The sequence below is a fragment of the Campylobacter massiliensis genome (assembly GCF_014253065.1).
GTDB lineage: Bacteria > Campylobacterota > Campylobacteria > Campylobacterales > Campylobacteraceae > Campylobacter_A > Campylobacter_A massiliensis.
In genome coordinates this window covers 519,548-541,567 of the sequence record NZ_JACLZK010000002.1, presented here as the reverse complement: position 1 = coordinate 541,567, position 22,020 = coordinate 519,548, and the positions used below count along the sequence as shown (strand labels likewise).

Here is a 22,020-nt window from a genome sequence, read left to right as displayed (position 1 = left end):
ATTTAAGAAAATTTAAAGCCTAAATTAATCAAATTTAGGCTATAGTTACCTCGCAATTACATTTTAAGGAGAAAAAATGAAAAAAATCGTTTTAGCTAGCGCGGCTCTAGGCTGCCTACTCGCTACTAGCGCTCTTGCGCACGAGGAAAAAGTCTTTGATCCAAAGGCAGGCAAGCACCTAGTCATCACTATGGAGCAACTAAGCGAAAAGGGCAACACTGTCGTTGGCGAGGTAGTAGCGATCGAGACTAACTACGGCGTGGCGCTATTCCCGAATCTTAAAGGCCTTGAGGGCGGCGCGCACGGATTTCACGTGCACCAAAACGCTGACTGCGGCGCGAATGAAAAAGGTCTAGGCATGAAAGCGGGCGGTCACTGGGATCCAAGCGACACCAAAAAACACTCGTTTGCATGGGACGACAACGGCCACAAGGGCGATTTGCCTGCGCTTTTCGTCGATGCCGAGGGTAATGCGGTTTATCCGGTGCTAGCTCCGAAAATCAAAACATTGGGCGAGCTAAAAGGCCACTCGCTAATGATCCACGTCGGCGGCGATAACCACAGCGACCATCCAAAGCCTCTTGGCGGCGGCGGCGCTAGAATGGTTTGCGGCGTCATAAAATAATCCCGCATTCGCCGATTTGCCGCGCTCGGCAGTCGGCGAACTTTTTTTCATACTCGGTCAAATTTAACGCGGCTTTAAATTTGGCGTCTCGTATATTTTAAAGCCCGCATCTTGAAAAAGCAAAATCTAAATTTTGTCCGCGCGGTTTCGCAAACTAAATTTCAAAAACTATATCAAATTTGGCGCCGTTAGATAGAACTCAAATTTGCAAATTTTATCTAAAGCCTCAAAATAAAATCGCAGAGCGCGCCCACAAAATCTACAAAACGCGCCTCAACCCAAACCGCTAAATTTAACCCCGCTCGGTAAAATTTACTCGCAGTTTCGTTAAATTTTAACCGCAGTAAAACAAAAAGCCGAGTTTTTATAAATTTTTAAATTTTTCGTAGTATGATTTTGTTTTTTGAAGGGGCAAAAATGGACTTTGACTTCGGCGTTACGGCGTATTTGATATTTTTCGCGGCGGCCTTTGCGGCTGGCTTCGTCGATGCCATCGCGGGCGGGGGCGGACTGATTGCGCTACCGACAATCATGGCTATGGGCGTACCGCCTCACGTGGCGCTAGCTACGAACAAGCTTCAGGGCACTTTCGGTAGCTTCACTGCGGCGCTAAATTTCGCCCGAAAAGGTATGATAAATTTCCGAGAAGTGTTTATCGGCATCGTTTTTACCTTTATCGGCGCGTGCATCGGCACGGTGCTTATACTGTTTTTGAGCGCCGAGTTTTTGCGCGTTATTATACCGTTTTGTTTGATAGCGATTTTCATCTATACGCTTTTGATGCCAAAGGTCGGCGACGAGGATAGAGCCGCTCGTATGAACGCGCGAGCCTTTTACGTGATATTCGGGCTTATTTTGGGCTTTTACGACGGATTTTTCGGGCCGGGAGCTGGCAGTTTTTGGACGTTTGCGATGGTTGCGCTCATCGGGCTAAATATGAAAAAAGCCGTCGCGCATACGAAAATACTAAATTTTACCAGCAATATCGTCTCTCTTGCCGTTTTTATCGCTGGCGGGCAAATACTTTGGGCGGTCGGGCTTTTGATGGGCGCGGGACAGGTTTTGGGCGCGTATTTCGGTTCAAATATGGTTATGAAAAAGGATGTTAAATTTGTTAGAGTCGTATTTTTAGCCGTCGTGGGCGCGACGATACTAAAGCTCGTTTACGATAGATTTTTCGCGTGAGCGGGAGTTTTAAAAAACGGCGACGAAATTTGGGTTAAATTTTACAAAAAAGCTAAAATTCGGGCGAAATTTGAGATAAGCTTAAAAAACTTTTAACGTTTATTTGGATAAAATTGCCGTTAAATTTCATAAATCTAAGGTTAATCCATGCAAGAAAATTTGTTTTTGTTTACAGGTTGGATCGCTTCTTTGTTTACCGACAACGAGCACGTTATCCACGCGGTAAATTACGCGGGACATCTCGTTTTAGTCGCGATTATCGTGCTTATCGTGGCAAAATTTGCAACTAAAAATTTGCAACTCGTGCCTCGCGGAACGCAAAATATCCTCGAAGCGTATCTAGAGGGCGTCGTGTCAATGGGTAAGGACGTTCTAGGCAGCGAAGCGCTATCTAGAAAATATCTGCCGCTAGTCGCCACCATCGGTTTGATCGTATTCGTAAGTAACATAATAGGCATAATACCTGGATTTGAGGCTCCGACTTCGAGCTTAAATTTGACCCTTACTTTAGCGCTCGTGGTTTTTGTGTTTTATCACTACGAAGGTATCCGAGTTAACGGCGTCGTCAAGTATTTTGCGCACTTTATGGGACCGAATAAATGGCTAGCTCCGATAATGTTTATCGTCGAGATCGTTTCGCATCTGTCTCGTGTCGTATCGCTTTCTTTCCGACTTTTCGGTAACATCAAAGGCGATGATTTGTTCCTTTTGGTCGTGCTTGCCCTTGCGTCGTACGCTGCGCTTCCGGCATTTGTTTTGCTTACGTTTATGGCGTGCTTGCAGACATTTATCTTTATGATTCTTACTTACGTGTATCTTGCCGGCGCGATCTTGATCAGCCACGACGAGCACTAAAATTTAAATTTACGCGTCCGCTAGCTAAAATACGCTAAAAATCGGCGGGCGCAACCCCTTCTTTTTATCTAACTTAAATAAAAATCCTGCTAAAATAAGCCCTAAATTTTAAATAAAAGGCAAATTATGTTTGAAGTCGTTATCGGGCTTGAGGTTCACACTCAGCTTAATACAAAAACTAAAATTTTCTGCTCTTGCTCCACGAGCTTCGGCGATGAGGCAAATACGCACGTTTGTCCGACCTGCCTGGCGCTACCTGGATCTTTGCCGGTGCTAAACAAAGAAGCCGTGAGAAAGGCGATAAGCTTCGGTGCGGCGGTAAATGCGACTATAAATAAGCGCTCAGTTTTTAACCGTAAAAACTACTTTTATCCCGACCTTCCAAAAGCCTATCAAATTTCGCAGTTTGAGATACCGATAGTAGAAAAAGGCGAGCTTTTTATCGACGTAAACGGCGAGAAAAAACGCATCGGCATCACTCGCGCGCACCTTGAAGAGGACGCGGGTAAAAATATCCACGAGAGCGGACAGAGCCTAGTCGATCTAAACCGCGCAGGCACGCCGCTGCTTGAGATCGTGAGCGAGCCTGATCTGCGCAGCTCCGACGAGGCGGTTGCATACCTAAAAAAACTGCACTCGATTTTGCGATTTTTAAACATCAGCGACGCCAATATGCAAGAGGGAAGCTTTCGTTGCGACGCCAACGTCAGCATCCGCCCAAAAGGCGACAGCAAGCTTTATACGCGCGTCGAGATTAAAAATTTAAACTCGTTTAGATTTATCCAAAAAGCGATTGACTACGAGGTCGAGCGTCAAAGCGCAGCGTGGGAAGACGGTAAGTATGATGAGGAAGTTTATCAAGAAACGCGCCTTTTTGATACCGTAAATTTAGTCACGCGCTCGATGCGAGGCAAGGAAGATAGCGCCGAGTATAGATATTTCCCCGATCCCGACCTGCTACCAGTCGAGATCCCCGAGGAGATGTACAACGAAGCGATCAAGATCCCCGAGCTTGCCGAGCAAAAGGTCGCTAGATACGAGCGCGAGCTTGGCGTCAAAGAGGATGATGCGCTGATTTTAACGAGTAGCGTGGAGACGGCGAAGTATTTCGAGGAGCTCGTAGAGGCTAAAATATCGCCGAAACTTGCCGTGACGTGGCTCATCGTCGAGCTTTTGGGTCGCCTAAAAAACGGCGCTACGATCGAGACGTCACCCGTAAATTCGTCTAAGATGATAGATCTCTTACACCGCATCGAAGACGGCACGATAAGCGCCAAGGCAGCTAAAGAGGTGCTTGACTATCTCATGGAAAACGAGGGTAGCGTAGACGCCGTCATCGAAAAATTGGGATTAAAGCAGGTCAGCGACGACTCGGCCATCATAGCGATAATAGATCAAATTTTAAGCGCGAACGCCGATAAGGTCGCCGAGTATAAAAGCGGTAAGGACAAGCTTTTCGGATTTTTCGTCGGACAAACGATGAAAGAGGGTAAAGGCGCGTTTAATCCTGCAAAAGTAAATGTGCTTTTGAAGGCTAAGCTAGGGTAAATTTGGGTTTATATCGTCGTTTCGGCGCTTAAATTTTGCTTTTTCCGACGCGACCGTTTTGCGCTAAATTTGACTTAAGCAAGCTTTCGGAGTTAAATTTTTACTCGTTTTCGGTTAAATTTATGGGTTTTGCAGAGGGCGGAAAGGTTAAATTTGACAAAAACGGATCGAATTTGTCTCTCGAATTTATCGTCGCACGGTTTAAAACTCCAAATACGGCGCCGTAAAGCCGCCTAAATCGGTAAAAACACAAATATTAAGTGCGCTTTATTTTGCATAAAGTCGGTATCGGCAAAATTTGAACTTTTAAACCTAGCTTAAATTTAATGAGCTTTGCGAGACCGCGAGCGGCGTGAATAAATAGAGTAAATTTAGCATTTCAGCAGTTAAATTTGCTTTGCGATCGCTTTAAATTTTGGTTTTCTTGGACGTCGGTAGCAGTAAATTTAAAACGCTTTTGGCGCATCGGAGATCAAATTTTGCAAAAAGGTAGCGCTAAATTTCATTAAAAGCGAAGCAAGCCGAGCAAATTTAGCTACAATAAAGTAAATCACAAAAAAGAGAAAAAATGAAAATAGCCATCATCGGAGCGGGAAAGTGGGGCAGCGCGCTTTTTCACGCGCTTTCGCAAAAAAATGACTGCGTCATCAGCTCGCGCAGGCAGCTTGAAGGCGCGCATTTTGTCGGCTTAGAGGAGGCGCTAAAGCGCGATCTGCTCGTCGTTGCCATACCTTCTCAGTCTGTTAGCGGCTGGCTAAAAGAGTATTTTAAAAACTTCGGGCAGAAAATTTTAGTCGCCTCAAAGGGCATCGAAACCTCGAGTCTGCGTTTTTTAGACGAGATTTACGAGCAGCACGTAGATGCGGCAAATTTGGCCTTTTTATCAGGACCGAGCTTTGCCAAAGAGATACAAAACGACCTTCCGTGCGCGCTCGTGATAAATTCCAAAAACGAAGCCCTTGCGCGCGAGATTTCAGGACTTTTCCCGCAAAATATCAAAGCCTACGCTAGCAGCGACGTTATCGGTGCCGAGATCGCGGGTGCATATAAAAACGTTATCGCTATCGCGGGCGGCATCTGCGACGGACTCGGGCTCGGCAACAGCGCTCGCGCTAGCCTCATCTCGCGCGGACTTGTCGAGATGGCGAGATTTGGCGAGTATTTCGGCGCGCAGCAGCAGACTTTTTTGGGTCTTAGCGGGGCGGGCGACCTCTTTCTAACGGCCTCATCGGTGCTCTCGCGCAACTACCGCGTGGGCTTGGGACTTGCTAAAAACGAGAGCCTTAACAAAATCCTAAACGATCTAGGCGAGGTCGCCGAGGGCGTGGACACCTCCTACGCGATAGAAAAGATCGCCGCCGGCAAGGGCATCTATACGCCGATAGTAAACGAGGTCGCGGCGATGCTGCGCGGTAAAGACGTGCAGGAAAGCCTGAGAGATCTACTAAGTAAAAAATAAAATTTGGTTTAAAGTCGTGTATCCTGCGGAGGCTCACAGCTGCTATAAAATTTGAAAATTTGACGGCGGACAGCGGTTTTTAAATAGCTGGCTTCTTTGGCTTGTTTAAATAATCCAAATTTGCCGAATTTTTATGCTGGATTTGAGTTTAAAGCGCCGTAAAATTTGGATTCCGGCTAGTATTTAGTCTGTTTCAGTATAAAAATCCAATTTATGTCGTCAATTTAAATCTAACCAAATTCGCCGAGTCGGCTTTTTCTTTTAGTTCTTTTGAGCCAAATCTTAAAATAATTTTATTGCCGGAAACCGCGGATAGCGATAGCAAAAAGACATCTAGCTGCGCGTCGTCATTCGTGCATTTTATCTCTAAAATACTTCTCCAGCCCTTGCAAATGCGAAATCCCGTATGCTCACGAGCACTCGTATCAAGTATAAAAATAGAATCTAAATCAAATCTCGCCCCGTTAAAAGCTATTAAGTTTTTGTTTGTTACATATAAGCCTTTGTGGATCAAATTTGCAATAAAAATATATATTAATAACATGCAAAAAATAACAAAAATAGCAGCGCAAACCTTTAGAAATAGGCTTTGATCGGCGAAGTCTTTAGATATTACCGTATATATAAATACAGCTATACAAACCACGGCAAATATAAATTTAATAAAAAGATTTTTAATGTGTTTTTCCTTATATTCACATAAAATATACTCGTTTTTATCTAGCTTGATATCGTTTTTTGGCGGGATATTTATAGCGCAATTAATATTTAAATTTATCATATATGCCCTTTTGACTAAATTTTAAACAATATTTTCAAAAATTATATCAAATATTTTATAAATGCCGATCTAAATTTGCGAGTGATCAATCGCAAAAAGCACCTCCCGCACCTAAATCCCGTTTCAATTTTCTTAAATTTATCCAAAATAGTGTAAAATCCGCAAAAACAAAAAAAAGGAAAAATATGAAAAAATTTATCGCAGCGCTTTTTTCGGCGCTATTTTTGGCGGGTTTGCCGACTGCGCTAAATGCTGCCGATGTGCAAGCGCAAGAAAAACCGACGCTTCGCAAAATGATAGCTCAAATGATAATGGTCAGCTTCAACGGCTCTGATCCCAAAACCGCCAAAGAAGCCGTCTCGGAGGCCAAATATCAGCGTTTTGGCGGCGTGATGCTGCTTGGTAAAAATATCTCGGACAAAAAGAACCTCAAGGCGCTAACAAGCGCATTTAAAGAGGCGCAAAAAGGCATTTTTATCGCTATAGACGAGGAGGGCGGGCAGATCACGAGATTTAAGGATAAGAGCGGATTTGAGACCTTTATCTCGGCGCAAAAAGTGGCAAAAACGCTCGATCTAGCCGCTGCGGGCGAGCTTTACGCTAAGATGGCACAGCAACTCAAAGACGTCGGCGTAAACGTAAATTTCGCTCCCGTGGCCGACGTGCTAAATCCAAAATCCACCATCATCGGCTCGCGCGGCAGGGCGTTTAGTGCCGATATAGACGAGGTTTCGCTGTATGCGAGCGAGTTTATGAAGGCCTCGCAAGCTCGCGGCGTGATAGCTGCGATGAAGCACTTCCCGGGACACGGTAACGTCGAGGCCGACAGTCACACCGCCAAGGTCGTGATCGAAAAATTCGACTATACCGAGCTTAAGCCATATTTTGACGCGGTTCGCAAAAACGAAGCTAAGATGATAATGGTCGGCCACATCTACCTAATGCAGCGCGACTCCGAGCTTCCAGCCTCGCTCTCGCCTGCGCTCATCGACGGCTTGCTACGCGGCGAACTCAAATTTGACGGCGTAGTCATCAGCGACGACATGCTCATGGGCGGGCTAAAGGACTTTACACTGCAAGAAAAGGTGATAAACTTTATCAACGCAGGCGGCGATGTGATGCTTTTTAGCGACTACAAGATAGACGGGCGCAGGACCGCAGAGCTCGTCACGCAGCTAGTCGTGGACGCAGTGGGTGCCAAGCAGATACCAAAAGAGCGCATCGAGGAGTCCTACGAGCGGATAATGAAGCTAAAAAATAGCATAAAATAGTCTGCTTGAAGGGCAAATTTGAGCTTTTGCGCGGAGTTTGTTTTGCGGCTAGTCAGTCCGCGCGGCGACCGAAGTCAAATTTGCCTTTTTGTCTAGTTTTCTAAATTTGAGTTCAAATTTGACGACATTTTAAATTTGAACTCAAATTTATCGCCCAAATTTTACTGGCTAGCTCGCCAAACCCGTACCGCTTTGATGCAAATCGCCGCTTAAAAACCGACTGAAATACCCCCGCGGACAAAAATCAAATTTACGCCAAACAAGTCGGCTTGCAAAAATCAGCATTAAATTTATCATTATTCGGCTCAAATTTAAGCTTTTAAAATTAATCTTGATGTATAATATATCTTTAAGAAAAATAATAAAAATTCCAAATTTAAGGAGCAAAAATGGACGAGGTGGCAGCAAAAGTCGAAGCGCTAAAAGACGAAATGGTGAAAAATAGGCGGTTTTTTCACTCGCATCCCGAGACCGGATTTTTCACATTTTTTACGACGGCAAAGATCGCTAGCGAGCTAAAAAAGCTCGGCTACAGCCTAAAAATGGGACGCGAGATAATGAAACCCGAAGCCAGAGCGGGTCTTGGCAGCGAGAAAGATAAAGAGAAGTATCTAGAACGTGCAAAAAGCCTGCTAAGCGCCGACGAGCGCGAGTTTTTACCAGTGATGGAGGATGGGCTAACGGGCGTGGTAGCTGAGCTTGATACGGGCAGGCCGGGCAAGACGCTTGCGTTTAGATTTGACATCGACGGCGTGGACGTGACCGAGAGTAAGGATGAGACGCACAGACCGTTTAAAGAGGGCTTTAGAGCTGATATAGACGGCATCACTCACGCCTGCGGGCACGACGGTCACATCACGATCGGCCTTGCGATGGCTAAACTCATCGCGCAAAATTTGGATGATTTTAAAGGCAAATTTAGATTTATATTTCAAACCGCCGAAGAGGGCACCAGAGGCGCTGTGCCGATGGAGCAAGCGGGCGTGCTAGAGGGCGTGGACTACCTGCTGGGCGGTCATATCGGCTTTCAAGCAAAGACTAGCGGCGGCATCATCTGCGGTACGAACAAGCTTCTTGCGACGTCGAAATTCGACGTAAATTTCACGGGCAGATCGGCTCACGCGGCGGGCGCTCCGCAAGAAGGCGCAAACGCTCTGCTGGCCGCAGCTCAGGCGGCTCTAGCCATGCACGGTATCACGCGCCATGCCGACGGCGTCACGCGCATAAACGTGGGCGTTTTGCGAGCGGGCGAGGGGCGAAACGTCATCGCGCCAAACGGCTACATCGCCTGCGAAACGCGCGGCGAAACGACCGAGCTAAATGAATTTATGTTTCAAAAATGTATGGATATCGTCGCAGGCGTCGCGCAGATGTACGGCGTGCAGTACGACGTGAAGCTAACCGGCGGCACGAGCGGAGGCGATAGCAGCAAGGAGATTACCGATATCTACGAGCGCGCCGCGCGCCAGTCGCCTTTTATCAAGGACGAGCTCATCGTGCGGGATCTAAATTTCGGCGCTTGCGAGGACTTCGCGCATTTTATGCACGCCGTGCAAAAAGCAGGCGGCAAGAGCGGCTATCTGATGATCGGTACCAAGCTAGCCGCAGGGCATCACAACGGCGCGTTTGACTTTGACGAGAGCGCGCTACTATCGGGCACTGACGTATTTTTGCGCTCGGCGTACGCGATAAACGGCAAGGACGCGTGAGGATAAATTTGAACCGAATTTGACGAATTTGCGTCGCTTGCACTCGGCTTGATCGGTTTTTTAATCATTGATTGAGCCGCCGCGGCGGCGTGGATTTGCTCGGGTTGTTTTGGGGAGGCTTAGAGGGTGGCACGGGTTTAATTCATGCTGTTTTTGGAGCGAATCGTGTCGCTTTTATTGAGGCTTGGCGGTTTGGCCGATCGGAGCGGCTTGCAGCGGCGTAAATTTACTCCGTTTAGCTTTTAAATTTGATAAATTTTGCAAACCAGCTTTGGATTAAATTTAAGCAAGTCGGTTTTTAAATTCGGCTCGGCGGCGATTGCAAATTTGAGCGGACAAAAGTGCGTAAGCGTAATTTTACGGCTTAGTCGGGCGATAAATTTGACAAATTTAGACTTGGAGGCTAAATTTAGCCGCTAAAAGGATAGCTTTAGCGAGCCGGCAAGGCGTCAAAATAGGCGGATTGAGCGAGCGAGGCGTAAAATTTGAATAAAAGCGCACGGCCAAATTGCGGGTCAAATTCGGCTTTGGTAAAGTTACCGTCAAATTTAGCTTTTGCAAAAAATTGGCTTGATAAATCTAGGCCGATTTTCTCATAATCAAAACGCGCGGCGCGGCCTGCATTTTCCAATTTGCCGACATCAAAACTGCAAATTTTAAACTATTTTTATTTACTCTCTTTTTCCAGATAGAAAATCTTAAAAAATAAATCTCGCAACAAGACGACCGATAAAAACAGTCCAAGTAAAGAGAAAAAAAGTTGAAAAACCGTTATGACGGCAAATATTTCAAATTTTGCATCAAAGGTTATCTTGGTACGAGTTCCACCTTGTAAAATTATATCTCTTGCTTAAACGGGCTTATGTCGCTAAAAATTTGGATATTTGGAAAGATGTGTTTCACAGCCGTTACAAAACCGCGGTAAATTTTGCAACTAGATAATATATCCTCGGGGATGATAAAAAACCCGAAAGAGGCGACGACATAAGCGATAAAAATGTTTTTAAGAAACCGCTGCTTTGTATTTTTGACGGGTTTGGTCGCGAGTTTATTTTGCGATACTCGCCTTATGGTTTCAAATTTTATTTTAGTCGTTACTAAATTTGACCATACGGCAGCCTTAACCGCCGCAAAGTCAAATTTTAAATTTACGCCAAATTTGATCGGATCACGCCACGACGTTTGGAAACTCAAACACCGTTTTTCCGCTTTTTATCGTAATTACCGCCGCGCCTTTTAGCATCTTGCCTAGCAGCGGAGAGTTTTGGGATTTTGATTTATTTAGGTTTTTGTCGTAGAGATACTCGAAATTCGGATCGATTATCGCGATGTCGGCGAGGTAGCCTTCCGCGATCACGCCTTTGTCTTTTAGTTTTAAAATTTTAGCCGCGTTATAAGACGTCAGAGCCGCCATTTTCTCGTAGTCTATCACGCCGTCTCTTACTAGATCTAGCGTCATAGGCACGAGGGTTTGCAGGCCAAGGATACCGAAAGGCGCCTTGTCGAATTCTAAAAATTTCTCGTCGTTGTGGTGCGGGGCGTGGTCGGTGACGATGACGTCGATTAGGCCGCTTTTTAGCCCCTCTCTGATCGCGTCCACGTCTGATCTGGTGCGAAGCGGCGGCGACATTTTAAAGTTCGTATCATATCCTAGCAACTCGTCCTCGGTGTAGGTAAAATGGTGCGGAGTCGCCTCGCAGGTCACGTTTATGCCGGCCGCGCGAGCCTGCGCAATGAGCTTTAGCGACCACTCGGAGCTAACGTGCGCGATGTGGATGTGTCCGCCCGTGAGCTTGGCTAGCAGTAGATCGCGCGAGACCATGATTTCTTCTTGCTCGCGCGGCATGCCTTTGATGCCTAGTATCGCCGAGACGCGGCCTTCGTTCATGTGGCCGCCGCGGCATAGCGAGCAGTCCTGGGAGTGGTTGATGACGAAGCTGCCGAAGTGCTTTGAGTACTCAAGCGCGTATCTCATCACGTCGCTGCTGGCTACGGGCAAACCGTCGTCGCTAAACGCTACTGCGCCGGCCTGCGTCATATCGCCCATCTCTACGCACTTTTTGCCGTCCATCTTGCTCGTTATCGCGCCGATTGGTAGCAGGTCGATGAGGCCTCGAGCTCTAGCTTTAGCTACCATATCGCGCGTGACGACGGCGTTGTCGTTTACGGGATTTGTATTTGCCATCGGGCAGCAGGTGGTTACGCCGCCGGCGACCGCGGTTTCCGAGCCCGTGTTTATGTCGTCTTTGTACTCAAGGCCCGGGTCTCGAAAATGCACGTGCATATCGATTAGGCCAGGCATCACGAGCTTGCCGCTAGCGTCTATTACTTTATCTGCCGCAGGTTCGTCAGCCGTGATGAGAGCGATCTTGTCGCCGTCTATTAGTATGTTTGCTTTTTGCGAACCGTTGTGGTTTATGATCGTGCCGTTTTTGATGAGAGTTTTCATTTTGCGCCTTTGTTTTTGATGAGAGTATCTAGGATCGCCATCCTGACGGCGACGCCGTTTTCGACCTGATTTAGCACGTGCGAGTAACGCGGATCGTCGGCTACGTCGGAGTTTATCTCGACGCCGCGGTTTATCGGACCCGGGTGCAGGATCATAACGCCCTCTTTGGCGTATTGCATTTTGTTAGCGGTTAGGCCGAAAAATTTGGAGTATTCGCGTACGGACGGAAATGCGATCTCATCATCCTGGCGCTCGAGCTGGATACGCAGCATGATGATGACGTCCGAGTCCTCGACGGCCTCGCGCATATCGGTGCAAATTTGACAGCCAAAAGCCTCCATGCCAGTTAAAAACATCGGCGGACCAAAGAGCTTAACCTTGGCTCCGAGCGTTTTTAGGACGTAGATATTTGAGCGCGCCACGCGGCTGTGAAAGATATCGCCGATGATGGCGACCGTGAGATTTTCTAGACTGCCGCGATTTTCCAGTATAGTAAAGAGATCAAGCAGCGCCTGGCTAGGGTGTTCGTTTAGTCCGTCGCCTGCGTTTACGACGTGAGCGTCGGTGTTTTCAGCTATAAATTTAGCCGCGCCCGAGCTGTAGTGGCGCACGACTACGATATCCGTTTTCATCGCGACGATGTTATGGATGGTGTCGATGAGTGTTTCGCCTTTTTTGGTGCTGGAGCTTGAGGCGGTGAAATTTATAGCGTCGGCTCCGAGGCGCTTGGCCGCGATCTCAAAGCTCGTCCGCGTCCTGGTCGAGTTTTCAAAAAAGGCGTTTACGGTCGTTTTGCCGTAGAGCGACTTTGCTTTTTTGGTCTCGGAGTTGTTTAATGCTTTAAACTCTTTGGCTAAATTTAGGAAATGATAAATTTCGTCTTTGGTTAAATTTGCAGCGGTTACGAGGTCTTTTTTGGTATAGCTCATCCGTTTTTTCCTTAGAAAGATAGAGTTAAATCAAAAAAGCGATATTACCCCGTTTTTACTTAAGGTTTAATTTTGCAGCTTGCTAAACTCAGCGCCCAGACGCTCCCTAATCTCGTCGCCCGCGCGCTCGCCGTCTTTGAAATTTTCCGTGACGAGATCGTCTAGGCGGCTAAGCACCTCAAAGAGCTCGCTTTCCCATTTGTCTGGGTTTCTAGCGGTGTTCATCGTCTCGATAAACGTCAGCTTCTTGCTCATCTCGCTTAAGCTTTCTAAAAATTTTTCTTTTAAATTCTCGTTTTTTAGGGCGTCGTCGTAGAGCGCTTTCATCTTTAGCTCTCTTAGCTCGCCGTTAATGATCTCGCAAAAATCCTTGTACTTTTGCACCGAAATTTGACGTACGGCCTCGGGGGAGTTGTTTGCTAGAGTGCCGTTCTCGTCGATCTTTCTCGTTAGCTTTTGTATCTGCGCGTAGAGCACGAGCGCAGCTATGACGCAGATGACGGCGTAAAATGCGATAGATGACATTGTTTTTCCTTTTTTGATTTAAATTTGCGGTTATACTGAAATTTTGCTTTTTTTACTATAAATCGCGCTAAAGCTAACCACCGCAAGCGCGCTCCAGATCAGCAAAAACGACAGCGCCTTAAGCGCGCTAACTTGCTCGCCGTAGTAAAAAACGGCAAGCAAAAGCTGCATCGAAGGCGAGATATACTGCAAATAGCCTATCGTGCCCAAATTTAACCTAGTAGCCGCCGAGTTAAAAAGCAAAAGCGGCACGACGGTCGCAGGCCCGCAAAGAGCGATCAAGAGCCCGAACCACGAAAAGCTAAAGTGATTTTGCCCGCTAGCTGCGACGAAAAATAGCGCGACGAGCGCAATGGGAGCTATGAGCGCGGTTTCGACGAAAAGCCCCTCTAAAGAGGGCACGCTAAGGCGCTTTCTAATGAGCGAATAAAATCCAAACGTGATAGGCAAAATGATAGATATGATAGGTAGGCCGCCCGCATCGTAAATTTGCACTCCGATAGCGACAAAGACGATGCCGACGGCAAATTTGCCAGCGCGCGATAGCTTTTCTTTTAAAATCAGCACGCCAAGGAGCATATTTACGAGCGGATTTATGAAGTATCCAAGGCTAGTTTCCACGATCTTGCCGATATTTACGGCGTAGACGTAGATCCACCAGTTGGCAGCGATTAGAAGCCCCGTGACAAATAGCCAAAACGCGGTTTTTTTGTTACTTAAAATTTTCTTTGCGGCGCCTAGTTTGCGGCCAAATTTGAGCAGTAAAAATAAAAGCAGCACCGACCAAAGGATACGGTGAGCGACGATCTCGGTAGCCGAAAGCGCGCTGAGTTGTTTAAAATAAATAGGAAAAACGCCCCAGATCATAAAGACCGACAGGCCGTAGATGAAGCCGATTTTGGTTTGGTTTTTGTCCTTCATTTTTCCGCTTTTTTGGCAAAATTATATTTATTTGTCGTTAATCGAAACTTATGTGGCTCAAAAATGCGCAGCGAGGGCAAATTTGAGGGTAAAATTTGAAATTTTATCTGTAATAAAAGTTCTTTTAGTTAAAATCGGCGTTATTTTTAAAAAGGTTTAAAGATGTGGAGTAGAGATTCGTGGAGAAAATTTAATATCTTGCAGCAGCCTAGCTACCCCGACGAGGTCTTGCTAAAAAAGGCCGAAGATAAGCTAAAGACGATGCCGCCGCTAGTTTTTGCCGGAGAGGCTAGAAACCTAAAACAAGACCTTGCAAAAGTTTGCAACGGCGAGGCATTTTTGCTACAAGGGGGCGACTGTGCGGAGAGTTTTTCAAATTTTAACGCCGTAAATATCCGCGATATGTTTAAGGTAATGCTACAAATGGCGATCGTTTTAACCTTTGCCGGACGCTGCCCCGTCGTAAAAGTAGGGCGCGTGGCGGGTCAGTTTGCCAAGCCTAGAAGCTCGGACTACGAGGAGCAAGGCAGCGTAAAACTACCAAGCTACCGCGGCGACATCATAAACGGCTTTGAATTTAACCCAGATGCCCGCGTACCCGATCCAAACCGCATGATCGAGGCGTATTATCAAAGCGCATCCACGATGAACCTTCTTCGCGCCTTTTCTCGCGGCGGTCTAGCCGATCTGCACGAGGTAAATCGCTGGAACTTAGGCTTTATCAAAAAACCCGAGCTCGACGCTAAATACGGCGAGTTAGCCAGGCAGCTAAGCCAAACTCTAGCGTTTATGGGGGCTTGCGGCATAAACGCCTCAAATACGCCCGCAATCAGCGAAACTAAGGTCTACACCTCGCACGAGGCGCTTTTGCTGCCGTACGAGGAGGCGCTCACTAGAGAGGATAGCCTCACCGGCGACTGGTACGACTGCTCGGCGCATATGCTCTGGATCGGCGAGCGCACGCGCGGCGTAAACGACGCCCACGTACATTTTCTAAGCGGCGTACACAATCCTCTAGGCGTAAAGATCGGACCAAACGCAACCGCGCAGGACGTCATCGCGCTCGCAAATGCGCTAAATCCGCAAAACGAAGCGGGCAGACTAAACGTAATCATCAGAATGGGCGCGGATAAAATCGGCGAGCGGCTACCTAAAATCCTACGCGAAGTAAAACGCGAAGGGCTAAATATCGTATATAGCATCGATCCTATGCACGGCAACACGATAAAGGCGGCAAACGGCTACAAGACGCGCGAATTTGATAAAATCCTAGCCGAAGTGCAGAGCTTTTTTGAGATACATAGAGCCGAAGGCACGCATGCGGGCGGCGTGCATCTAGAGATGACGGGGCAGGACGTGACCGAGTGCACGGGCGGATCGTTTAAACTAAACGAGGATGATCTCGCGCACAGATACGAAACGCAGTGCGATCCGCGCCTAAACGCCGATCAGTCGCTAGAACTAGCGTTTTTAATCGCTGAGTTTTTAAAGAAAATTTAGCTTTACCGGGCGTAAATTTGATGAAATTTGCGCCCTTTAAATTTAACAAAGCTCAAATTTGACTCGTAAATTTACGGAATTTAAACGAGTCAAATTTACTCACGCCCGCCTTTTGTCTTTCAAATTTGACCGCTTTTGTCGCTTTTAAACTAAATTTATCCCAAATTTCGCGAATTTCTTAAAATTTAATACAATTTTCGCTACATTAATGAAAAATTATCAAATCGGAGAGAAACAATGAGCGATGTTTACGACATTATCGTGATAGGCGGCGGCCCTTGCGGTATCGCGACCGTCGTAGAGGCGAGAGCCAATGGATTAAAAAAAGTTTTGCTTCTCGAAAAGGGCGACAACCACAGCCAAACTATAAGAAAATTTTACAAAGACAATAAGCGCGTGGATAAAGAGTATAAAGGTCAGGATAGCACCATTCACGGTATCGTGTCCTTTGAGGACGGCACTAAGGAGAGCACGCTTGATTATTTTGATAAGTTGCTAGACGAGGAAAAGATCGAGGCCGTGTTTAACTCCGAGGTCGAAAGCGTAAAGAAAAAGGACGGTTTGTTTTTCGTGCACACCGCAAAGGGCGACTATCAAGCCAAAAACGTGATGATAAGTATCGGTAAAATGGGACGCCCGAACAAACCTGATTACAAGATCCCGCCTTCGCTAAATAACGTTATAAATTTTAACCTAAACTCCTGTTCTAGCGGCGAAAAAGTTCTCGTAGTAGGCGGCGGAAACTCGGCCGTAGAGTACGCTATCGAGCTATGCCAATACAACAAAACTACGCTGGCGTACCGCAAGGATAAATTTAGCCGCGTAAACGACGTAAACGTAACGGCGCTATGGGAACTAGAAAAAGCAAATAAGCTAAAAGTGCGACTAAATCACGATATCACCGAGATCGAAAACGAATCCGGACGCGTGAGGGTGCACTTTTCAAACGGAAAAATCAGAGTCTACGACAGGGTCGTCTACGCCATCGGCGGCTCGACTCCGGTGGATTTTCTGCAAAAATGCGGAGTAGAGCTTGACGCAGATAAAGATCCGGTCGTAAACGAGCACTATGAAAGCAGCGTCGGCGGTCTATATATCGGCGGCGACATCGTGCTAAAAAACGGCGGCTCGATCGTGCTCGCGCTAAATCACGCGCATAAGGTAGTCCAAGACATCAAGGAAAAATAGAGTTGAGAGCGTTAAATTTAGTCTTATTTTTTATCTGCGGTTGTTTGCTCACGCTGGGCGGGTATTATTTGTATTTCGAGTTTACGAAGCCGTCTGCAAGGCCAACGGAACTCGCCGTGCAGATAATGAACGTCGAAGAAGTGCCTAAAAACGAGAGCGTAGGCGGTACGGACGAGACAAATTCGGCTATCCAAAGTCAAGCTTTACCGCAAGAAAAATATGCTAGAAATTTGGATGCGAACTATACGGACGCTCCTATTTTAGGCGATGAGGACGAGCTAAAAGAACAAATCCGCGTCCTGCGCGCTCAAAATAAGCTGCTTTATGACGACAACGTCGATCTAGTCGGTAAAAATCTAGAAATCTCAAATCTCTTAAACGATCAACAAGCCGAGCTGGAAACCAGACGAAAACAAGCCGCTAGCGCTAACGACAAGCAGCGCCTAAGCGCGATTGACGAGCTAAATGAAAAACTAGCCAAAGCGCAGGAAGAAAACGAAAAAAATAAAAATTTAGAGCAAAATTTGACTTCGCTTCGCAGCGAGATCAAGACTCTAAAAGCCGAGCTTGAAAAAAAGCAGAGCGAATTTGACAAATCAAGCGCTAAAACGCAAAACGAGAGCCAAAATGCGTTAAAACGGCTCGAAGCTCAAAATGACGAACTGAAAAATGAAGCGACTGCTGCTAAAGCTAAATTTGAAAGCGAACTAAGAACTGCGACCGAGGAGGCCGCAAAACTAAAGAGCGAAAACGCTAGGCTTACAAACGAGCTAGGACTAAAAGACACCGAAATAAAAAGGATCGCGAGCGAATATAATGCCCAGGCGCTAAACGCTCAAAATTTAACCAAAAGCAGGATAGAAGCTCTAGAAAAAGAGCAAAACGCGGACAGAAAAAAAATAAGCGAGCTTGAAGCGAGCCTCGAAAACGCAAATAAAAAAGCCGAGTCAAAAGCCAAACTAAAATCGATAAATAGCGAGCTAAACGCGACGAATAAAGAGCTGGTCGCAAAGCTTGAGAGAGAGAAAAAGGGCTTTGAAAAAGAGGTAGAAAAAATCCTAGCTATGCACAAAACGGAGTTTGAAAAGCTAAAAAATCAGCTCGAAAAAGAGCGTCAAGATACCGAGCGAAACGTAACCGAGCTAAAGGGTAAAATTTATGAGCTAGAAGACCAGATCTCAAAAAAAGATAGTTCGTTAAAAAGCGCGGAAGCCAAGGTTGTCGATCTAAACGAGTCGCTAAATATCCAAAAAGAGCTGCTAGCAGACGAGATCGCCGCGAGCAAAAAAAATATCCAAAACTATAAAATTTTAAATAACAAAATCACGACCTTGGTCGAAAACAACATCAAGGCCGACAAGGAAAATAAAGAGCAAATAGACGCTCTAAACAAGCTTTTGACGCAAAAAGACGCAGAGTTAGCGACTCTAAAAAAACAGATGCAAGACGGAGCTAAAGATCTAAGCGATACGAAGGAAAATTTAGCCAAAACGAGTACGCAAAAAAACGTCGCAAAGGGCGAAGTGGCGCAGATACTAACCAAAAATGAAGAGCTGATGAGCGAAAATGAAAATCTAAAAAAGATAATCCAGCTAAATTTTAAAGCCGAAGTGCCTAAAAAGGTAGTTTTCATCGCCTCAGTCGAGTGCTCGGACATGAGCGCGGGTTCGGACAGGCCGACGCAAGTTTGCAAAAATAAAGTTAGCGACTTTTTGCAGAGTTATAATTCAAATTATTATTTCGAAATCACGCCGATAGTGAGTCGCGGTAACTTTATCGCCACGTCAAAAGCGGCAAAAGTGATCCCGCAAGATGAACTAGAAAAGATCAACTCATACGCAAATTTCGGTATCGGCAAGGAGCGCGCTAAGGTTGCCGGCGAGATGATAAAAGACGAATTCGGCGACTTTTCGCGCATATCGTATAGTAACGACATCATAACGTCTCAAGATAAGCAAGGATTTATCATCAAGGTATATAGATGATAATCACTCAGCCCAAAAACGGCTACCGCTACAACAGCGATACGATGTTTTTGTACGACTTTATCCGTGAGGGCGGAGTGCGCGGCGAGGTGCTAGAGGTCGGCTGCGGTAGCGGGGTTTTGGGACTGCTTTTAAAGCGTGATTTTCCTAAAATTTCGCTTAGCTTGCTTGATATTTTAGAAGCTAACGTAAATTTAGCCGCCGCAAACGCTAGCCAAAACAGCCTTGAAGCTGACTTTATAACGGCTGATTTTGCTAAATTTAAGAGCGAAAAAAGATATGATCTCATCGTCTCAAACCCGCCTTTTTACCACGACGGTGCAAAAAAAAGCGAGAATGAACATCTTCGCACCGCCAGATACAGCGAAAATTTGCCCCTTAGCGAGCTTGTAGGTAGGGCAAATTCGCTCCTAAAGCCGCGCGGAGTTTTTAGTTTTTGCTACGACGCTAAGCGCCTAGCTGAAATTTTACTTTGTTTGAGCGAGTTTAAATTTACGCTTACTAGGCTTTGCTTTGTGCATCCAAAAGCAGACGGCGCGGCAAATTTGGCGCTAATCGAAGCTAAAAAAAGCTCAAAATCCTTAGCTCAAATTTTGCCTCCGATTGTTGTTTTTGAAGGCGGAGTTTATAGCAAAAAAGCGGCTGAAATTTTTGCCGCGGCAAATACGCAAAGTAAGGATGCGCTAGAGTGAGTTTGCTAAGACAAAGCGGCTTTGGTTATGAATTTGACGCTAGCAAGTGCGAGCGGTGCGGCGGCAAGTGCTGCACTGGCGAGAGCGGCTATATATGGATAAGTTCGGCGGAAATTTCGGCACTAGCGGAACATTTAAAAATAAACGAGAACGAGTTTAGATCGCGATTTTTAGATAAATTCGGATATAAATTTAGCCTCAAAGAAAAGCCCTATGAGGGCGGATTTGCGTGCGTATTTTTTGACGAAACGGCAAAAAACTGCTCGGTTTACGACTTTCGCCCGAGCCAGTGCCGCACCTTTCCGTTTTGGGACTATTTTAAGGATAAAATCAATGAATTGGAGAAAGAATGCGCGGGAATAAGGCGATTTTAAAATTTATATTGGCGGCTTTGCTTGTTTGTTTTGCTACTGCCGAAGACGGTTTTGACGAGAATTTATACGTTATCAAGGCGCTTTTAGCGGTAGAAAACGCCAGACACGACGAGGCGACCGAGCTTTACGAGCAGCTTTACGAAAAGACCAAAAACACGGACTATCTAAAAGAAGCGCTTAGACTCGCGTTTTTTTCTAAAAACGTAAATTTTAAAAGCATTTTAGCGCTCAGCCAAAAGGTGCTAAAAGACGACGTGGACGTGCTTCGTATACAGGGCGCAAATTTGATGAGCGAAAACAAACTAGACGAAGCGGCAAAGATAATGCAAGAGCTCGTCAAAAAAGAGGACGTTTCTAAAAACCACGTCATGCTCTCTGCCGTCTACTCGATGCAAAACGACAACAAAGCCGCTCTAGGCGAGCTCGAGCGTGCATACGAGCTAGATAGGAGCGTGGAAAATCTACTGCGAATAGTCGATCTTTTATACAATAAAATGAACGACAAAAAAGAGGCGATTAGGCATCTGGAGAGCTCGCGCCGTATCGACGGCTGCGAGGTCGAGACCTGCACGGCGCTAGTTGATATCTATGCACAGGACGGCCGCTACTCAGATATGATCGATGTTTACGAGGGGCTTTTTGAAGCAACGAAAGAAAAAATCTATCTCGAAAAAGCGCTTGGCGTCTACGTCTATCAAAAAAACTACGACAGTGCGATCAAATTTTTGCAAAAATACTCCTACAACGACGACGCTTTGATGGATCTTTACGCTGCGACGGGGGATTTTGCTAAGGCTTATAAAAAGGCGCAGGAGGCCTTTGATAAGAGCTTTAACCTCGAATATCAAGCCAAGATGGCGATATATCAGTACGAAAGAGACACAAACAAACAAACCAAAAAGATAGATAAAGATAGCCTAAAGCAAGTCATAAATAACTTTGAAAAATCAGCCGTAAAGCTAAATAACGCGTTATATCTAAACTACTACGGCTACCTACTCATCGACCACGATATAGACGCGAAAAAGGGGATAGATCTGGTAAATAAAGCCCTCGAGCTAGAGCCGGGGTCGGTATTTTATCTAGACTCGCTAGCGTGGGGATACTATAAGCTAGGCGAGTGCAAAAAGGCCGACGAGATAATGCAACAAGTCCTGCACGACGAGGAATTTGTAAATTCGCCCGAAGGCAAAGAGCACATAAACGCTATCAAAGGGTGCTTAAAAAATGGTAAAAAATGATACTAGATCAGATAATTGAACGAACGAAAGAGGACTTGGCGCTTCGAAAATCTCAAACGCCTTTTGAAAAACTGCAAGAGCTCGCGGCCAAAAATCCTCGCGAGATAAAAGACGCGGTAAAAGCGCTAAAAAGCAGCGCAGACGAGCCGTATCGCATCATCGCCGAGGTCAAAAAAGCAAGCCCTAGCAAAGGGCTGATAAGGCAAAATTTCGCGCCCGTAGAGATAGCCAAAGAGTATGAAAAGGGCGGCGCAAACGCCATCTCGGTTTTAACCGAGCCGCATTTTTTTAAAGGAAATTTAGAGTATCTAGCCGCTATCAGACGCGAAAGCTCGCTACCGTTACTTCGCAAGGATTTTATCGTAGACGAGTATCAAATTTTAGAAGCGCTTGTTTACGGAGCTGACTTTATCTTGCTTATCGCAAAGGCTCTTAGCGCGGGCGAGTTAAAGCGGCTGCTTGATTACGCGCGATCGCTCGGGCTTGAGGCTCTAGTAGAGACGCACGACGAAGAGGACGTAGAAAAGTCAAATTTTGCACGCGCAAAGATAGTCGGGGTAAATCACCGAAATTTAAGCACGTTTGAGATGGATATGAGCCTTTGCGAGAAGCTGTTTTCTAAAATAAAAAACGCAAGCGTCATCGTCGCCGAAAGCGGTATCTACGAGCATTCGCAGCTAAAAGAGCTTCACGCTCAAGGAGCCGACGCGTTTTTGATAGGCGAGCATTTTATGAGGCAAGAGGACTTGGCAAAGGCCGTAAAAACCGTAAAGGAGGGCTAGG

19 protein-coding genes are annotated in these 22,020 nt (G+C 46.1%); 14 read left to right on the top strand and 5 right to left on the bottom strand.

Going from position 1 to position 22,020, the window contains the following annotated elements; all coding sequences use genetic code 11:
• Positions 1-76: 76 nt before the first annotated feature.
• From H7R39_RS09250 to H7R39_RS09220, 7 genes are all read left to right on the top strand, one after another.
• The gene (locus tag H7R39_RS09250) at positions 77-625 is read left to right on the top strand and encodes a superoxide dismutase family protein (protein ID WP_185898957.1); all 549 of its coding nucleotides are present in this window, start codon (positions 77-79) and stop codon (positions 623-625) included.
• Between the two features lie 417 nt (positions 626-1,042).
• Positions 1,043-1,810, top strand: coding sequence for a TSUP family transporter (locus tag H7R39_RS09245; protein WP_185898956.1), 768 nt, complete (start codon positions 1,043-1,045; stop codon positions 1,808-1,810).
• Positions 1,811-1,957: 147 nt separating this feature from the next.
• Entirely contained in the window at positions 1,958-2,665 is a 708-nt protein-coding gene (locus H7R39_RS09240) for a F0F1 ATP synthase subunit A (protein WP_002953298.1), read from the top strand.
• Positions 2,666-2,791: 126 nt separating this feature from the next.
• A complete protein-coding gene (gatB, locus tag H7R39_RS09235; RefSeq protein WP_185898955.1) occupies positions 2,792-4,213 on the top strand; it encodes an Asp-tRNA(Asn)/Glu-tRNA(Gln) amidotransferase subunit GatB in 1,422 nt (473 codons plus the stop codon).
• A gap of 568 nt (positions 4,214-4,781) precedes the next feature.
• The gene (locus H7R39_RS09230; RefSeq protein ID WP_185898954.1) at positions 4,782-5,672 is read left to right on the top strand and encodes an NAD(P)H-dependent glycerol-3-phosphate dehydrogenase; all 891 of its coding nucleotides are present in this window, start codon (positions 4,782-4,784) and stop codon (positions 5,670-5,672) included.
• 966 nt (positions 5,673-6,638) lie between these two features.
• Positions 6,639-7,724 carry a glycoside hydrolase family 3 protein gene (locus H7R39_RS09225; RefSeq protein WP_185898953.1) on the top strand — a complete coding sequence of 362 codons (1,086 nt, stop codon included), beginning with the start codon at positions 6,639-6,641 and terminating at the stop codon, positions 7,722-7,724.
• A 389-nt stretch (positions 7,725-8,113) separates the two neighbouring features.
• Positions 8,114-9,433 carry an amidohydrolase gene (locus H7R39_RS09220; protein ID WP_185898952.1) on the top strand — a complete coding sequence of 440 codons (1,320 nt, stop codon included), beginning with the start codon at positions 8,114-8,116 and terminating at the stop codon, positions 9,431-9,433.
• Between the two features lie 837 nt (positions 9,434-10,270).
• Here the strand turns inward: H7R39_RS09220 and H7R39_RS09215 are convergent.
• The 5 genes from H7R39_RS09215 to rarD form a co-directional block, all read right to left on the bottom strand.
• Complete coding sequence (locus H7R39_RS09215; protein WP_185898951.1) at positions 10,271-10,627, bottom strand: hypothetical protein; 357 nt, start codon at positions 10,625-10,627, stop codon at positions 10,271-10,273.
• Positions 10,602-11,882, bottom strand: coding sequence for a dihydroorotase (locus tag H7R39_RS09210; RefSeq protein WP_185898950.1), 1,281 nt, complete (start codon positions 11,880-11,882; stop codon positions 10,602-10,604). Before H7R39_RS09210 ends, H7R39_RS09215 begins: the two co-directional genes overlap by 26 nt.
• The gene (locus H7R39_RS09205; RefSeq protein ID WP_185898949.1) at positions 11,879-12,811 is read right to left on the bottom strand and encodes an aspartate carbamoyltransferase catalytic subunit; all 933 of its coding nucleotides are present in this window, start codon (positions 12,809-12,811) and stop codon (positions 11,879-11,881) included. Before H7R39_RS09205 ends, H7R39_RS09210 begins: the two co-directional genes overlap by 4 nt.
• A 66-nt stretch (positions 12,812-12,877) precedes the next feature.
• Positions 12,878-13,336 carry a hypothetical protein gene (locus H7R39_RS09200; RefSeq protein ID WP_185898948.1) on the bottom strand — a complete coding sequence of 153 codons (459 nt, stop codon included), beginning with the start codon at positions 13,334-13,336 and terminating at the stop codon, positions 12,878-12,880.
• Positions 13,337-13,366: 30 nt separating this feature from the next.
• Positions 13,367-14,257, bottom strand: coding sequence for an EamA family transporter RarD (rarD, locus tag H7R39_RS09195; protein WP_185898947.1), 891 nt, complete (start codon positions 14,255-14,257; stop codon positions 13,367-13,369).
• Between the two features lie 162 nt (positions 14,258-14,419).
• On the opposite strand from rarD, the gene H7R39_RS09190 reads away from it, so the two are divergent.
• The 7 genes from H7R39_RS09190 to trpC all read left to right on the top strand — a co-directional run bounded on the left by H7R39_RS09190 (position 14,420) and on the right by trpC (position 22,019).
• Positions 14,420-15,757 carry a class II 3-deoxy-7-phosphoheptulonate synthase gene (locus H7R39_RS09190; RefSeq protein ID WP_185898946.1) on the top strand — a complete coding sequence of 446 codons (1,338 nt, stop codon included), beginning with the start codon at positions 14,420-14,422 and terminating at the stop codon, positions 15,755-15,757.
• A 237-nt stretch (positions 15,758-15,994) separates the two neighbouring features.
• Positions 15,995-16,945 (top strand): NAD(P)-binding domain-containing protein, encoded by a 951-nt coding sequence (locus H7R39_RS09185; RefSeq protein WP_122862852.1) that lies wholly within the window; start codon positions 15,995-15,997, stop codon positions 16,943-16,945.
• A gap of 2 nt (positions 16,946-16,947) precedes the next feature.
• A complete protein-coding gene (locus tag H7R39_RS09180; protein ID WP_185898945.1) occupies positions 16,948-18,930 on the top strand; it encodes a coiled-coil domain-containing protein in 1,983 nt (660 codons plus the stop codon).
• Positions 18,927-19,622 carry a tRNA1(Val) (adenine(37)-N6)-methyltransferase gene (locus H7R39_RS09175; RefSeq protein ID WP_185898944.1) on the top strand — a complete coding sequence of 232 codons (696 nt, stop codon included), beginning with the start codon at positions 18,927-18,929 and terminating at the stop codon, positions 19,620-19,622. Before H7R39_RS09180 ends, H7R39_RS09175 begins: the two co-directional genes overlap by 4 nt.
• Entirely contained in the window at positions 19,619-19,996 is a 378-nt protein-coding gene (locus H7R39_RS09170) for a YkgJ family cysteine cluster protein (protein WP_185898943.1), read from the top strand. The genes H7R39_RS09175 and H7R39_RS09170 overlap by 4 nt, the downstream gene beginning before the upstream one ends.
• The gene (locus H7R39_RS09165) at positions 19,972-21,237 is read left to right on the top strand and encodes a tetratricopeptide repeat protein (protein WP_185898942.1); all 1,266 of its coding nucleotides are present in this window, start codon (positions 19,972-19,974) and stop codon (positions 21,235-21,237) included. The genes H7R39_RS09170 and H7R39_RS09165 overlap by 25 nt, the downstream gene beginning before the upstream one ends.
• On the top strand, positions 21,234-22,019 hold the full coding sequence (gene trpC, locus H7R39_RS09160; RefSeq protein ID WP_185898941.1) for an indole-3-glycerol phosphate synthase TrpC: 786 nt from the start codon (positions 21,234-21,236) through the stop codon (positions 22,017-22,019). The genes H7R39_RS09165 and trpC overlap by 4 nt, the downstream gene beginning before the upstream one ends.
• Position 22,020 lies beyond the last annotated feature (1 nt).

What these genes read in the sequence shown, in the direction of transcription:
- H7R39_RS09190 (WP_185898946.1), top strand. Translation starts at nt 14,420, where the DNA reads ATGTGGAGTAGAGATTCGTGGAGAAAATTTAATATCTTGCAGCAGCCT.
- H7R39_RS09205 (WP_185898949.1), bottom strand. Translation starts at nt 12,811, where the DNA reads ATGAGCTATACCAAAAAAGACCTCGTAACCGCTGCAAATTTAACCAAA.
- gatB (WP_185898955.1), top strand. Translation starts at nt 2,792, where the DNA reads ATGTTTGAAGTCGTTATCGGGCTTGAGGTTCACACTCAGCTTAATACA.
- H7R39_RS09200 (WP_185898948.1), bottom strand. Translation starts at nt 13,336, where the DNA reads ATGTCATCTATCGCATTTTACGCCGTCATCTGCGTCATAGCTGCGCTC.
- H7R39_RS09250 (WP_185898957.1), top strand. Translation starts at nt 77, where the DNA reads ATGAAAAAAATCGTTTTAGCTAGCGCGGCTCTAGGCTGCCTACTCGCT.
- H7R39_RS09210 (WP_185898950.1), bottom strand. Translation starts at nt 11,882, where the DNA reads ATGAAAACTCTCATCAAAAACGGCACGATCATAAACCACAACGGTTCG.
- H7R39_RS09245 (WP_185898956.1), top strand. Translation starts at nt 1,043, where the DNA reads ATGGACTTTGACTTCGGCGTTACGGCGTATTTGATATTTTTCGCGGCG.
- H7R39_RS09185 (WP_122862852.1), top strand. Translation starts at nt 15,995, where the DNA reads ATGAGCGATGTTTACGACATTATCGTGATAGGCGGCGGCCCTTGCGGT.
- rarD (WP_185898947.1), bottom strand. Translation starts at nt 14,257, where the DNA reads ATGAAGGACAAAAACCAAACCAAAATCGGCTTCATCTACGGCCTGTCG.
- H7R39_RS09240 (WP_002953298.1), top strand. Translation starts at nt 1,958, where the DNA reads ATGCAAGAAAATTTGTTTTTGTTTACAGGTTGGATCGCTTCTTTGTTT.
- H7R39_RS09220 (WP_185898952.1), top strand. Translation starts at nt 8,114, where the DNA reads ATGGACGAGGTGGCAGCAAAAGTCGAAGCGCTAAAAGACGAAATGGTG.
- H7R39_RS09230 (WP_185898954.1), top strand. Translation starts at nt 4,782, where the DNA reads ATGAAAATAGCCATCATCGGAGCGGGAAAGTGGGGCAGCGCGCTTTTT.
- trpC (WP_185898941.1), top strand. Translation starts at nt 21,234, where the DNA reads ATGATACTAGATCAGATAATTGAACGAACGAAAGAGGACTTGGCGCTT.
- H7R39_RS09175 (WP_185898944.1), top strand. Translation starts at nt 18,927, where the DNA reads ATGATAATCACTCAGCCCAAAAACGGCTACCGCTACAACAGCGATACG.
- H7R39_RS09225 (WP_185898953.1), top strand. Translation starts at nt 6,639, where the DNA reads ATGAAAAAATTTATCGCAGCGCTTTTTTCGGCGCTATTTTTGGCGGGT.
- H7R39_RS09165 (WP_185898942.1), top strand. Translation starts at nt 19,972, where the DNA reads ATGCGCGGGAATAAGGCGATTTTAAAATTTATATTGGCGGCTTTGCTT.